Below are 13413 nucleotides of genomic sequence, written 5' to 3'. Positions count from 1 at the left end.
CATGGTAGCGCTGAACATGCACGACTGGCGGTCGCGGCTCAGGTAGTCGCGGATCTCCTTCATATCCGGGTAGAAGCCCATCGAGAGCATCTCGTCGGCCTCATCCAGAATGAAGAGTCGCACCGTTTTCGCGCGGAAGTTCTTCTTCTTCAGATGGTCGAGTACGCGCCCTGGCGTGCCAATAATGACCTGCGCGCCACCCTTCAGCGCTTTGATCTGCGGACCGTAGCCCACGCCGCCGTAGATGAGTGCGGCTTCGAGGTCGTTCGTCTCGGGCGTGGCAATTTTCATGCGCTCGAACTCCTCGTGCACCTGCCGCGCCAGTTCGCGCGTGGGCGTCAGAATAAGCGCCTGGGCTTCTTTCTGCGAAGAGTCGAGGCGGTCGAAGAGCGGGAGCAGAAACGCCCCGGTCTTGCCCGAGCCAGTGCGCGACTGCACAATAAGATCGCGCCCGGCAATCAGGTACGGAAGCGCCTTGCGCTGCACCTCCATAAGGTCGTCCCAACCGGCTGCGCGCATGGCCTGCTCCACCTGATCGGGCAGATCATGAGCCGTAATCTCGTCGAGGGGTTCTTCGGGCTCTTGCAGCTCACCGACCTCTTCTTGCCGTTTTTGGCGCTGCCCTTTAGAAGTTAGGTCGATGACGTTGGTGAACGAGGCGCTGGACGAATCCGCCATTATACAGCCAGGAATGATGTCAGCAAAACGAAACGGGCAGCACAGTACGCTGCATGATAGCGATACGTGAGGGCGCGCGCAAACGATCCGGGCAACACGGACCCAGTGAGGATGTTCAAATCCTGTCACATGCTGCGCGACCATCGGTTTGGCACAAGGCCGTTTACATGGCCAGGCCGCCGTCGACCTTCAGCACATGGCCGGTGATGTACGACGCGGCAGGTGAAGCCAAAAACAGCACCGCCTGCGCAATGTCTTCGGGCTCGGCCGGACGCCCCATCGGCACGGCATTGAGCATGGCCTGGCGGGCGTCGTCGTTCATGGCGTCGGTCATATCAGTGGCTACGTATCCGGGAGCCACGACATTAGCGCGGACGCCGCGTCCGCTCAGCTCCTTGGCAAAGCTCTTCGTAAAGCCGATGATACCGGCTTTCGAGGCGGCGTAGTTCGTCTGTCCGGCATTGCCCATCACGCCCACGACCGACGAGATGTTGATCACCGCGCCGCTGCGTTGCCGCATAAACGGACGGTAGGCGGCCTTGCAGAAGTTGAACACGCCCTTCAGGTTCGTATCGAGCACGGCATCCCAGTCGTCGGCATCCAGGCGCAGCATGAGGCCGTCGCGCGTGATGCCCGCGTTGTTCACGAGCACATCGAGACGGTCCCACGCATCAGTCACTGCCGATACGGCGTTCTTCGCTGCTTCGGGATCGGCCACATCGCCCTGCACCGCGATGGCTTCGATATCGCGCGCGCCCAGTTCGGCCACGATTTCGTCGGCGGTTTCGGCAGAGGAGCGGTACGTAAAGGCGACACGGGCCCCTGCATCCGCAAACGCTTCGACGATAGCCCGGCCAATGCCTCGGGTGCCGCCAGTAACAAGAACAGTGGTGTCGGTCAGGTCAAAATCCATACAGTGGGTTTCGTGCTACGTGTTTATAAAATAGAGGGATACAGAGGGGTGTTGCTATGCCGAAGCAGCGATCTCATCTAAGAAGGCGGCGCAGTCGTCGGCGGTATCTACGCCTTGTCGTTCGGCATCGCGGCCCACCGTGCGTTTCACCAAGCCTTGCAGCACCGAGCCCGCTCCGATCTCTACGAAGCGGGTGGCGCCGTCAGCATCCATCGCGCGCAGAAGCTGCGCCCATCGTACCGGCGACTGCAACTGGTCGAGCAGTCGCTGCCGGATTTCATCGGGGTCGGCGGTCGGCTTCGCGGTTACGTTCAAATAGACCGGGCACTGCGGTGTGCTGATCGTGACGGCCTCCAGCGCACTGGCAAGGCCCTCGCGGGCGTAGTCCATCAAGGGCGAGTGGAAAGCGCCGCTCACCGACAGCGGGATGGTGCGGGCATCGAGCCGTTCGGTGGCCCGTTCGACCGCCTCCACATCCCCCGAAATAACGATTTGGCCGGGGGCGTTGAAGTTGGCGGGCTGCACCACGCCCTCGCCGGCTTCCGTGGCTGCGGTGCAGGCGGTCTCCACGTCCTCGTCGTCGGCCCCGAGCACGGCGGCCATGGTACCCGGACGCTGCTTTCCGGCTTCGGCCATCAGTTCGCCGCGGCGGCGCACCAGGCGCAGTCCATCTTCGAACGAAAGCGCTCCCGCAGCCGCCAGCGCGCTGTACTCGCCCAGGCTGTGTCCGGCCACCATCGAAGGGGGCTGGTCGTGCGCATCGAGCACAGCCATTGCAGCCAGGCTGTGCGTGTAGAGCGCAGGCTGCGTGACCTCGGTCGCCGTGAGAGCAGCCTTCGGGTCGTCGACATCGGCCGTGCCGAACATGAGGGCGCGCAGGTCGAAACCCAGCACCTCGTTGGCAGCGTCGATGCGAGCGGCAGCTTCGTCGTAGGCGTCGTAGAGCGACTGCCCCATGCCCACGTACTGAGCGCCTTGTCCAGGAAAGAGATAGGCAGTTGCGGCCATAATACGTGCAAATTAGTCGTCGAAAAGATGCGATTTAGGCAGGTGCGTCGTCAGCATAGGTTGAGCCATCGTAGGCCCAGGTCAGGTACGACGCGCCCCAGGTGAGTCCGCCGCCAAAGGTTGTCAGCACCAGGTTGTGGCCGGGGCGCAGCTCGTGTTGCCAGTCGTAGAGGCAGAGCGGCACGGTTGCAGCGGTGGTGTTGCCGTACCGATCGATGTTCATCATCACCTTGTCCGCAGAAAGCCCCATGCGTTTCGCGGTAGAATCAATAATGCGCTGATTGGCCTGATGCGGCACCAGATAGTCCACATCGTTGCCCGAGAGGTCGTTACGCTCCATAATGTCGGTGCAGACGTCGGACATGCCCGTGACGGCGTGGCGGAAGACGGGGCGTCCGTCTTGCTTGAGGTAGTGGTCGCCGGCATCGACGGTGTCGTGGGAAGCAGGGCGCAGGCTGCCTCCGGCGGGTAGTTGAAGCAGATCGGCGTGGGCGCCATCGGCGTGATGCACGGTGTCTTGCAGGCCGTAGGTTGTGCTCGGTTCCAGTAGAACTGCACCGGCCGCATCCCCAAAAAGGATACAGGTACTGCGATCCGAATAGTCGGTGATGGAACTCATCGTGTCTGCTCCAATGACGAGCACGCGCTCGGCGCGACCGCTCTCGATGAAGCTGGCGCCATTTGTTAATGCGAACAGAAACCCGCTGCATGCTGCCGACAGGTCGAATCCCCAGGCCGAACTGGCTCCGATTTGATCTTGCACCAGGCACGCCGTAGCCGGAAAGATCATGTCGGGCGTTACCGTGGCTACGATGATGAGATCGATGGTGGCCGGGTCAATGTCGTGCGTGTCGATGAGTTCTTGGGCCGCCTTCGAAGCCATGTAGGCGGTGGCCTTGTCATCGTCGTCGAGGATGCGGCGCTCTTTGATACCAGTGCGCGACTGAATCCACTCGTCCGACGTTTCGACCATCTGCTCCAGGTCGGTGTTGGTGAGGCGGCGCTCTGGAAGAAAGTGGCCCACTGCAGTGATGGCTGCCTGCGGTTGTGTCGAGGAAAGTGTAGACATACGGAGCGGAGCCGAAAACAAGAATTCAACGGAATCGGGTAAGCTACGGTGCACAGAGCGCTTCGTTCGCTACACACCGCTTCGTGTGCCGCCTGGCAGCGTGTTCAGCGCAGCCTGATGCGACGTTTGCGTGGGGCGGTGCACAATCAGGCAAACGCCTCTTCGAGGACAGGTACCAGGTCGTGCGTTGCCAGGTTGGCCACCGAGTGGATGCCTTGCTCAACGGCCCGCGCCGAAGAGCGGCCATGTCCAATGAATACCGAGCCGTTCACCCCAATGAGTGGAGCCCCACCTCGGTTCTCGTGGTCGAAGCCTTTCTGCACATTGCCGAGCACACCAGCAACCAGTTCCTGCTCTTCTTCGGAGAGGCCCTGGCGCTCCATTTCGTGATGCGTCATGGTCGAGAGTACGGTGGTCATCGACTCGCCAAACTTGAGCAGCACATTGCCCATAAAGCCGTCGCAGATGAGCACATCGGCGGCGTAATGTAAGAGGTCGCCTCCTTCTACGTTGCCAATGAAGTTGATCGCATCGTCGTTATCGAGCAGTGGATAGGCTGCCTTCACTTGCTCATTGCCCTTGCCAGGCTCTTCGCCAATGTTGATAAGGGCTACCGAGGGGGTGTCGATCTGCATGACGTAGCGCGCGTAGATCGTTCCCATACGCGCAAACTGATGCAGGTGGGATGGCTTACAGTCAACATTGGTCCCCACGTCAATGACAATCGAGAAATCGCCCTTCAGGGTGGGGAAGAAGCTGACGATGGAGGGACGCTCCAGGCCCGAGATGCGCCCGAGGATGAACATGGAGGCGGCCATGACCGCGCCGGTGTTGCCTGCGCTGATGAAGGCGTCTGCTTGCCCAGTGCGGTGCGCCTGTAAGCCCAGGTGAATGGACGACTGCCGCTTGGTTTTGACTGCTGCCCCGGGGGCATCCTCCATTGCAATCACGTCGGGGGCGTGATGCACCGTTAGCGGAAGGTCGCTGGGCACATCGTGGTTCTGTAAGACCGGCTGCACCCGGTCTTTGGGTCCGTACAGCGTAAGTTGGAGGTCGGCCTTGGGGCGCTGAAGTGCGCGCAGGGCACCTTCGACCACGGCATCGGGAGCGTGGTCTCCTCCCATAGCGTCAACAGCAATGTGGGTAGGCATGTACAACCGGCGGGATTTCTCAGAAGGCTTGCGGGGATTGTGCGCAACAAAAGGGATGTATTGATGCGGATGACGCGAATTATTCAGACGCGTCGTCCGTACGCTGCCTTTAAGTAAACAGCCTGCACATTAAAATGCACGTTTTGCCCTTCACCATTCACGGTAAAGCACAAAACGTGCATTGCAAACGTTGCGGCTGTGTGCAGAGCGCGTGCAGTGGTAGGCACGCTCCTGGCTATGCAGCTCTATCCAAGCAGCTCTATCCAAGCAGCTCTATCCAAGCAGCTCTATCCAAGCAGCTCTATCCAAGCAGCTCTATCCAAGCAGCTCTATCCAAGCAGCTCTTCCGTTGGCTCAATGACCTGACGCCCGCGGTAGTGGCCGCAGAACTTGCAGGCGCGGTGCATGACCTTCGGGTTGCCGCAGTTGTTGCACTCCATCAGTTGTGGAGCTTTCAAACTGTTGTAGTAGCGGGAACGGCGCTTGCGGGAGCGTGATTTTGAGTGGCGGCGCTTTGGGACAGCCATGACGTTTAGCGTACTGTAATGGGTTGGTAGGTGCGAGTGTGCCAGTGCAAGCGCTCCACACGGCGTGTGTGCATACGGCGTGCGTACTCGTGGGCCGTAGCGCCTGCACTATCCCTAAATGAATCGGGGGCATCGACTGCGGATTCCGGAAGGGTGGCCATTTTGCCCAGAATTAGTATTGCAGAAGGCCCGATGCGGGCGAAGCGACAAAAACGCATGCTCGTGCCTCGCTACCGGATATGTTTGAGCGCGTTTGGGGCGTGCTGCTGGTGGGACTTCCCAAAAAAACGCTTTCCAAGAAAACAAGTCTCCCTGAACGAGGCAACGGAAAGGGGCGCGGGAAGGGCCATGTAGAGCACCGTGCTCTTCCTACCGCGTGGCGGATTCCGACCGCGCGGTGCGCCTGCCTATGCATCGCCGTTCTTGAGCTCTTTCAGCTTGCGCCAGCGCGGGTCAATGTCGTCCTCTTCAGTTTGAGTGGCGCCCGTCTCTTCGTCCTCGGGCACGCCAAACTGCATCGGGATGTCTTCGTCTTCGGCACCGGGAGCCACCACACGCTGAGGAATAGCCAGCTTGAGCGTGTCGTGCACAATGTCGGTGATCTCCACTTCGGTGTCGGTGGGATGCATAGGGCGCACTTCGTCGTAGGCATCGTTCTCTTCACCCACCAGATGCTCGGGCCCAAAGAGCACCACGTACGTTCCTTCGACATCGCCCCAGAATGTGCGTAGCGTGCGGTCGCAGGTCAGGTGCGCCTGTGCAGCCATGGTCATCGTGGCCAAGATCCGGTCGCGCTGGCACTGCAGGTGCATGTCGACGCGGATATCGCGAAATTCCTCCGGCTCCAACTCCACGTCAGCGGGCGAAGGCGTGAGCGTAGCCTCGTGCACGCCAGAACGGAACGGAGTTATATCGAGCGTAAGCATGAAGAATGCGCTACCAAACGAGAAAGTACGGAGAGGCTCACAGCCGATTGGGACGCTGTGATATCTTTCTAAAAAGAGCGGTGTTCCTCTTTTCATTGCAAAGCAGTGGCCTTCGCGCACTGCGCTTATCGGCTTCTCTTGTCGAAATGATTGTGTTGAACATACGGGCGGCTCCGATGGGGCTGCATTCAGAGCGAGCACCACGGGCGTGATTCTGTCATGTGATTTGCCGCGTTGCAGGTGCGCGTTGAAGAGCCTGCATCGACCCGCAGCCCCGGCTACGACGCGTCGTGGTGAAGCTCATTGCGCGCTGCGGGTGCATACCTGTGTCATCAAACCAAAAGCCTACACAGTTCGTGGGCAGGCGGCCGTCAATACTTTTGCACGTTCTATGCTTGACGTTGCTGCATGCAGTGGTTATGCTCTATATTCCGCAATGAAAGCCATCGGGTTCATTATACCTACCGCTCTCATTGGGCGTACTCCCCTCCTATGTTTTAGGGGGCACGTTTTCCCCACACTTGATGGAGCGGTGCGCTCGAGCATACGGTTCTTGGATGGTCTCCTTGGGCGGTCTTTCGAGGGATCGTATGAGAGTGCCGCCTGCTGTTGCATTGCGTGCTTGAATAGGGCAAGGTGGATGAAACATGCCACAGCGGCACGCATTGCCATGGGCGCTTTGCTTGATGTATGGGGCTCGTTACTTCGGGAGCTTGTGCGGTCGTATTTGCTGGCCAAGTACGGTCTCGTTAGCACAGCCACGCCGATCTGGACTTCGCCTCGTCCCATTCACGTCTGCACCGAGCCCAGCTCGTGCTGTAGCACATGGAAGACGCTGTAGTGCGCTCCTTCCGAGGCTTAGCCGAGATGTGCATATAATGTGGATAACTTCCCGATTTGTGGCGTTGTGCGGCTTCAACGTGCAGTTTTCCACATCTGCTCACCGCCACATATGAGGCTACCATGCCCGTGTTTGGCTTAAGTTTATAAAAAACAGTTTTGAACGAATTGTGGATAACTTGTGGATAAAATGTGGATAACCCAATCAGGAGATATTTGCCTGCCGCTCTCAATGTAAAGGCAGTGTAAATAATGTGGATAACTTCGGAAAAGGCGCGCGGCTTCCACATGTTATCCACAGTAATAATGTTATCCGCTGTGATACATGGGCTTGCCCATACGTTGCGCAGATGTATCACCCATCGGTCTGGGGCATCGTCCGAGGGCATCGTTAGACGCGTTTGGCATCAGCACACGTCGTTAATCACTACGCTGGGGTATGGAGCGATCTGCAGAAGAAGTCTGGGAGGCATGCCTCGACCGCATTCGGGAGCAAGTCAACCGACAGAGTTTCAAGACGTGGTTTGAGCCGCTCTCGGCCCAGTCTATCGAACAAGAGGAAAACCTATGTAAACTCACCATTCAGCTTCCCAGCCGCTTTTATTATGAATGGCTGGAAGAGCACTACTACTCGCTGCTTCGTAAGACAGTCACGCAGGTTTTAGGCGAAGACGGGCGGTTGTTCTACGATATTGTGGTGGAGCCCGAAGATGCCCCGGCCTCTTCGAACGCAGGAGCGTCGTCGTCGGTGACCCCGTCAGAAGCCCGCTCCATGACGTCCTCATCGCCGGTACAGTCAGCAGCCTCTTCCTCGGCCTCGTCGTCTGCATCGCCAGCCGAGGCCCCTTCCGACTCGGCCGATCCAGACGAAGACACGGTACGCAATCCGTTTGCGATTCCGGGCATCCAGAAGGCTACGATCGATAGCCAGCTCAACAGCAACTACACGTTCGGCCGCTTCATTCAGGGAGATTGCAACCGCCTGGCGCGCAGTGCAGCCTGGGCCATTGCGCAGGAGCCTGGCGGTACGAGCTTTAACCCGTTTCTGGTGTACGGCGGGGTGGGTCTCGGCAAAACGCATCTCATCCAGTCGATTGGTAACCAGGCCAAAGAAACGGAGACCGCCGACACGGTGCTCTACGTCTCCAGTGAGCGCTTTACCACTGAGTTTGTTCAGTCGATTCAGCGCAACCGCATCAGCGAGTTTTCGATGTTCTACCGCCAGATCGATCTGCTCATCGTGGATGATGTGCAGTTCTTCAGTGGCAAAGAGAAGACGCAAGAAGAGTTCTTCCACATCTTCAACGCCCTCCACCAGAGCGGTAAGCAGATCGTGCTCTCGGCCGATCGCCCTCCGCGCGAGATTGACGGCATTGAGGAGCGCTTGCTGTCGCGCTTCCAATGGGGCCTTTCAGCGGATGTGCAGCCGCCCGGTCTGGAAACGCGCATCGCGATCCTTCAGCGCAAAGCCGAAGACGACAACATCGACCTCGACCAGGAGGTCATCGAGTTCATTGCGCACAACATCAAAAGCAACATTCGTGAGCTCGAAGGCGCGCTCATTCGTTTGATGGCGCATGCCAGCCTGCATCAGCGCGACCTGGACCTGGACCTGGCCAAGGAGGTGCTGCGCGATCTGATGCAAGATGTGCAGGTCAACCTCACCATCGAAGAGATCCAGCGCATTGTGTGCGAGTCGCTCGACATCAACGAGGACTTGATCCGCGCCAAGACGCGCAAGCGGGAAGTGGTACGCGCACGCCAAATTGCCATGTACTTCTGCAAAGAGGTCACGCAGCACTCGCTCAAAACGATTGGGTTACACTTTGGCGGACGCGACCACTCTACCGTTATACATGCTGTAAAAACTGTTGAGGATCAGGTGGATACCGATTCTCAGTTTCGGGATATGGTAGACCAAATCGGACGCAAAATCGAGCTTCGTGCCCGATAGCTTTTGCCACCTCCACATGCTCCGTTGGGGATGGAAGTATGGACGCATGAACGGGTGGATGAAAAAGCATCCCTCCTTTCACCCGTCCACCCATGCATCCCCACACGAGGCCGAAGGCCGACTACCGAAGTACATCCAGTGCTCGGCAGAAAAGCGATACTGCAACTGGATTTGGTATTAGAAGGCTAAGCAGCTCTGATGGCTGTACCAAGAACATGAAGGTACAGAACGCGACGGTTATGTGTCGTCAGACGAGGTGGTGCCGGGCGCCTGTGGGATGTCGGAGGCCTCCGGTGTTTCGTCGTGTTGGTCAAGGCGCACGGGCATAGGGGTGGTTTTGCTACCGGTGTACAGCGTGCGGTGGGGGAACGGAATCTCGATGCTGTGCTGGTCGAATGCCTCTTTCACAGCCAGCGGAATCTGAGTGCGGATCTCCAGGAAGTTCTCCGTAAGCGTCCACACCGAAAACTGAAAGTTGATCGACGACTCCCCGAATCCCATAAAGAGCACCATAGGCACAGGCTCGTCGAGGCTCAGCGGGTGCTCATCGGCCACGGTTTGCAGCACCTCGCGCACACGGTCCAGGTCTTCCTTATACGCTACGCCGACTTGCAGGTCGAACCGCCGAATGGGAAAGCGCCGCAGATTGGTGATTTCGGCTTTGATCATGGTTTCGTTCGGGATGCGCACAAACAGATTATCGAATGTACGCAGCTTCACCGACAGCAAATCGACAGCGATGACTTCGCCGGTAGTATTGCCAACCTTCACGATATCACCCACGCCAAAGGGTTTTTCACCGAGTAGAAAGAGCCCGCTGATGATGTTGGAGGCCGATGTCTGCGAGGCAAACCCCAGCGCGACTGTAAGGATACCTGCCGCACCCAGCAAGATGCTGAGGTCCACCCCCAGTTCTGACAGCGCCGACGCGGTGAATAGCCCCAGAATGAGGTAGAACGCCAGCCGTCGGATGAGCATAGACTGGTGTGGATCGGACTGCTGCCCAAGCAACTGCACGAGTCCGTGCCCAGCCAAACGCCCCAGCACAAATCCCGCCGCGATTTTAACGATAGCCCAGAACACGCCGATCGCACGTGGATGTTCAAGCAGCGATTGGGCCGTAGATTGAAGCAATTCCAGATCCATAGCGCAAGCTGAAACGGGTAGAAAAAGAAGTGGCTTACGAACCGAACAGCGCGCCCATCGCACTAAAGGTGCTTACGAACAGGTTGCGCCGCGACGGCTCGCGGGGTTCGGTAAGGCGCGTCGCTTTATCCGCTTCGGGCGGTGCGCCGGGGCGGATGTGCACCGCTGCTGCGGGGGCGGTGGTAGTCCGGCTGGCTTCGCGCTCCAGAGTCAGCGCTTGCGTCCATAGCATGGAGGTGCTGGTTTCGTAGAGGGCTAGGTGGGGGGCGGGCATCTGCACCCGCTCTAAGAGCAGCGTATCATGCCCCTGGTTGCGGATGCGAATGGGCGTAATGGCGCGGTGCGGACGACGTGGTACGTTCTCCAGATGCAGCTGTCCGGTAGTACGGGTGGCATAGCACAGTTCGCCCGCTCGGGTTGAGGCTCCGAACCACGTATCCGACAGGCGCACGGTGGGCATTTCGAGAAGCTGCTGCTCACGCTCATGCACCATGACGCGCATCCACAGGGGCGTGCTTACAAACAGCGTAACCGCTTCGTTGGGCGGAATGGAGATGGGATGCTCGGGCCGCACCACCAGCCCGCGGTCGGCCAGGGCAGGCTGTACATGCAGCGTGGCCTCGGTGGGATGCATGCTGTAGCGTGCCAGCGTGTACGAATCGGGCGGCTCGTTCCAGGAGAAGGCGGCCTCGTTGGCCGCTGTGGGCCCTTCGCAGGTGTTGGCATCGTAAAGCGGGTTGCGCCCGGCTTCCCAGGCCACGCGCCACTCATTTGCATCTCGCAGAATCCAGCTACGCAGCGCGCCCAGATGCCAGTGGTACATGTGCTGCACGCGCACGGTGTAGTCGCCCCACCACGGCACAAACGAGTCAGTCGGGGCAGACGATTCAGTAGACGATGGGGCATTGGGCGAACCCATACACAGGCCAGGCAAATCAGAAAATAGGGAAAATAGGGGGCGGAGCCCCGAAATCCTATCTTGTTAAATAGCAGAAGTTACGCGCTCAACCCGGGCGTTCGCTATTTCTTGCGAATAACGGGGCAGAGCCTCGCGACGAGATAACGAGATGGGCGCCGTCTGCGTACGTTTTCAACAGAATAGCCGATGCCTGATTGAACAGCAACCCCCTTCATAAAGAAACGCCCCCTGGCAAGAAATGCCAGGGGGCGTATGCAGCATAGAGACACGTCAAACACGCCGCAAAGGCGCATTTTGTAGCTACGTGAGCGCTACAAGTCTTCCGTACTGCTGGTCTCATTGCCTTCTGAATCAACAACGGTTACTCGAACCGCATCGGCGCTACCGCGCGTGCGCAGTTCATCTTCTCCGCTGGCACTTGATCCACTCACAGCAGAGCTTGTGGATTCGACTACTGATGAGCCATCAAGTAGCTCGACAGTTACCGTATCCAGGTCGCCATCTGCATCCGACACTGACCACTGCGCCGTTGCACGCGTCCAGGGCCCGCTGGTGCGCGTCGAGACGGAGTAGCTGTCGATGACAGGATCGGTGGAGCCGCCGTCGTCCGATCCGCTCACTGACACGTCTTGCGAAGCGGAATCCGTGGCACCTGCGTCATCGGTCACGGTGAGCGTGACGGTGTAGGTGCCGTCGGCACCGTAGGTATGGCTCACGGTTTGGCCGGTGGCGGTGGTTCCATCCCCGAAGTCCCAATCGTAGCTGCTGATAGAGCCGTCGGAGTCGCTGCTGTCGCTGCCGTCAAAGTCGCACGACAGGTCGGTGCACGTGTACGTGAAGGAGGCGGTAGGCGGCTCGTTCGTGGTGTCGCCGTCGTCGTCGCCGCCGTCGTCGCTGCCGTCGTCGCTGCCGTCAAACAGCGTATACAGCAGGTCGTTCTTCTCTGTATTTGAGCTGGATACGATGCCCTTTGTTGACGCATCATGGAGTGCTGTATAAACAGCGTCAGGACTGTCGGTCGGGTTGTTCTCCAGATGCAATGCAGCTGCACCAGCTACATGCGGAGCGGCCATCGACGTCCCACTGATCGTGTTTGTATCCGTCGTGCCGTCAATCCAGGTGGATGTGATGTCAACGCCGGGAGCAAAAATGTCAACGCAGCTTCCGTAATTCGCAAACGACGCCTTCGTGTCAGTATCGTCCGTTGCGCTAACGGTGATGCCCGTTTCAACACGTGCAGGTGAGGAGTCGCATGCATCTTGTGCCCGACCAAACCGGTCGCCGTTGCCGGCAGCGAACGTGTACGTAACGCCCGATGCAATAGACTCGCGTACGGCATCGTCAATTGTCTCACTGGCGCCTCCACCGAGGCTCATATTTGCAACCGATGGGCCACTGGCATTTGCTGTAACCCAATCAACACCAGCAACAACACTACTCGTTGAGCCCCCGCCTTCGCAGTCAAGCACGCGCACGCCAACGAGGTCTGTACCTTTGGCGATGCCCCATTCGGCTCCGCCGACTGTTCCAGCCACATGCGTACCGTGGCCGTTGCAGTCTTCTCCGTTTTGGCCATCATCGAAGGCGTCGAAACCGTTAGTAGCACGGTCTTCAAAATCGACGTGGTCAGTGCGAATGCCCGTATCAATGACATAGGAGGTTACTCCTGAACCTGTTGCTGCATACGTGTAGCCATCATCTAACGGAAGATCACGCTGGTCAGAGCGGTCAAGGCCCCATGTTGCACCACTTTGTGTTGTGCTTATGGCGTGTACCTTCTGGTCAGGCTCCACATAGTCAACATTGGGGTTGCGCTCCAGTGCTTCTGCGGCTTGAGGAGAGGCTTTGGGTTGAGTCCTTATTCTTGTGTAAAGCGGGTGGGCCCATAGAAAAAGCCACCGTCTTCTGTTAGGTTAGAGAAAGATCCACCAATCACAAACCTAACATACCAACGATGGCCGACTTACAGTTTACGATATCAGAGGAGAAGATCCAAGCGATGCTTTTTGGCGAGCGCGGCATGGAGGTGTTGACCGAGGCGCTGTTCAATCAGTTGCTTCAGGCGGAGATGACTGCGCACCTCGGGGCCGGCCCCAGTGAGCAAACCGGAGAGCGCCGGGGGTACCGCAATGGGTCCAACACACGCAAGCTCACCACGCGTGTTGGAACGCTCGAACTGGACGTCCCCCGCGACCGTGAGGGCACCTTCAAGACGGAGCTTTTCGAGCGCTATCAGCGCAACGAGAAAGCCCTCGTGCTGGCCTTGATGGAGATGGTGGTCC

12 protein-coding genes and 1 pseudogene are annotated in these 13413 nt (G+C 58.6%); 2 read left to right on the top strand and 11 right to left on the bottom strand.

The window, feature by feature from the left end; translation table 11 throughout:
* The 8 genes from R6U20_RS09590 to R6U20_RS09555 form a co-directional block, all read right to left on the bottom strand.
* Window positions 1-678: DEAD/DEAH box helicase (locus R6U20_RS09590; RefSeq protein WP_410337636.1), on the bottom strand; the 678-nt coding region annotated here is incomplete at its 3' end.
* A 163-nt stretch (window positions 679-841) separates the two neighbouring features.
* Entirely contained in the window at window positions 842-1591 is a 750-nt protein-coding gene (fabG, locus tag R6U20_RS09585) for a 3-oxoacyl-[acyl-carrier-protein] reductase (protein WP_410337635.1), read from the bottom strand.
* Window positions 1592-1645: 54 nt separating this feature from the next.
* The gene (gene fabD / locus R6U20_RS09580) at window positions 1646-2599 is read right to left on the bottom strand and encodes an ACP S-malonyltransferase (RefSeq protein WP_410337634.1); all 954 of its coding nucleotides are present in this window, start codon (window positions 2597-2599) and stop codon (window positions 1646-1648) included.
* Between the two features lie 34 nt (window positions 2600-2633).
* Window positions 2634-3668, bottom strand: coding sequence for a beta-ketoacyl-ACP synthase III (locus tag R6U20_RS09575; protein ID WP_410337633.1), 1035 nt, complete (start codon window positions 3666-3668; stop codon window positions 2634-2636).
* A 146-nt stretch (window positions 3669-3814) separates the two neighbouring features.
* Window positions 3815-4819, bottom strand: coding sequence for a phosphate acyltransferase PlsX (gene plsX, locus R6U20_RS09570; protein ID WP_410337632.1), 1005 nt, complete (start codon window positions 4817-4819; stop codon window positions 3815-3817).
* Between the two features lie 329 nt (window positions 4820-5148).
* Complete coding sequence (rpmF, locus tag R6U20_RS09565) at window positions 5149-5346, bottom strand: 50S ribosomal protein L32 (protein WP_410337631.1); 198 nt, start codon at window positions 5344-5346, stop codon at window positions 5149-5151.
* A gap of 5 nt (window positions 5347-5351) precedes the next feature.
* The gene (locus R6U20_RS09560) at window positions 5352-5507 is read right to left on the bottom strand and encodes a hypothetical protein (RefSeq protein WP_410337630.1); all 156 of its coding nucleotides are present in this window, start codon (window positions 5505-5507) and stop codon (window positions 5352-5354) included.
* 246 nt (window positions 5508-5753) lie between these two features.
* Window positions 5754-6272 (bottom strand): YceD family protein, encoded by a 519-nt coding sequence (locus tag R6U20_RS09555; protein WP_410337629.1) that lies wholly within the window; start codon window positions 6270-6272, stop codon window positions 5754-5756.
* Between the two features lie 1279 nt (window positions 6273-7551).
* On the opposite strand from R6U20_RS09555, the gene dnaA reads away from it, so the two are divergent.
* Window positions 7552-9066, top strand: coding sequence for a chromosomal replication initiator protein DnaA (gene dnaA, locus R6U20_RS09550; RefSeq protein ID WP_410337628.1), 1515 nt, complete (start codon window positions 7552-7554; stop codon window positions 9064-9066).
* Window positions 9067-9303: 237 nt separating this feature from the next.
* Here the strand turns inward: dnaA and R6U20_RS09545 are convergent, their stop codons facing one another.
* The 3 genes from R6U20_RS09545 to R6U20_RS09535 all read right to left on the bottom strand — a co-directional run bounded on the left by R6U20_RS09545 (window position 9304) and on the right by R6U20_RS09535 (window position 12924).
* Window positions 9304-10212: a mechanosensitive ion channel family protein gene (locus R6U20_RS09545; protein ID WP_410337627.1), complete on the bottom strand. Its 909-nt coding sequence runs from the start codon at window positions 10210-10212 to the stop codon at window positions 9304-9306.
* 34 nt (window positions 10213-10246) lie between these two features.
* Window positions 10247-11131 carry a hypothetical protein gene (locus R6U20_RS09540; protein ID WP_410337626.1) on the bottom strand — a complete coding sequence of 295 codons (885 nt, stop codon included), beginning with the start codon at window positions 11129-11131 and terminating at the stop codon, window positions 10247-10249.
* A 311-nt stretch (window positions 11132-11442) separates the two neighbouring features.
* Window positions 11443-12924, bottom strand: a complete 1482-nt coding sequence (locus R6U20_RS09535) for a S8 family serine peptidase (RefSeq protein WP_410337625.1) — start codon at window positions 12922-12924, stop codon at window positions 11443-11445.
* 263 nt (window positions 12925-13187) lie between these two features.
* On the opposite strand from R6U20_RS09535, the pseudogene R6U20_RS09530 reads away from it, so the two are divergent.
* Window positions 13188-13413 (top strand): annotated as a pseudogene (locus tag R6U20_RS09530) (transposase); the annotation flags it as partial.

The sequence above is a fragment of the Longimonas sp. genome, from assembly GCF_046498435.1.
Taxonomy (GTDB): Bacteria; Bacteroidota; Rhodothermia; order Rhodothermales; family Salinibacteraceae; genus Longimonas.
The sequence above is the reverse complement of the archived record's forward strand: the minus strand, read 5'-3'. Positions and strand labels throughout refer to the sequence as shown.

Coding starts and splice junctions, on each gene's coding strand:
- fabG (WP_410337635.1), bottom strand. CDS start 1,591: ATGGATTTTGACCTGACCGACACCACTGTTCTTGTTACTGGCGGCACC.
- fabD (WP_410337634.1), bottom strand. CDS start 2,599: ATGGCCGCAACTGCCTATCTCTTTCCTGGACAAGGCGCTCAGTACGTG.
- R6U20_RS09575 (WP_410337633.1), bottom strand. CDS start 3,668: ATGTCTACACTTTCCTCGACACAACCGCAGGCAGCCATCACTGCAGTG.
- plsX (WP_410337632.1), bottom strand. CDS start 4,819: ATGCCTACCCACATTGCTGTTGACGCTATGGGAGGAGACCACGCTCCC.
- rpmF (WP_410337631.1), bottom strand. CDS start 5,346: ATGGCTGTCCCAAAGCGCCGCCACTCAAAATCACGCTCCCGCAAGCGC.
- R6U20_RS09560 (WP_410337630.1), bottom strand. CDS start 5,507: ATGGCCACCCTTCCGGAATCCGCAGTCGATGCCCCCGATTCATTTAGG.
- R6U20_RS09555 (WP_410337629.1), bottom strand. CDS start 6,272: ATGCTTACGCTCGATATAACTCCGTTCCGTTCTGGCGTGCACGAGGCT.
- dnaA (WP_410337628.1), top strand. CDS start 7,552: ATGGAGCGATCTGCAGAAGAAGTCTGGGAGGCATGCCTCGACCGCATT.
- R6U20_RS09545 (WP_410337627.1), bottom strand. CDS start 10,212: ATGGATCTGGAATTGCTTCAATCTACGGCCCAATCGCTGCTTGAACAT.
- R6U20_RS09540 (WP_410337626.1), bottom strand. CDS start 11,131: ATGGGTTCGCCCAATGCCCCATCGTCTACTGAATCGTCTGCCCCGACT.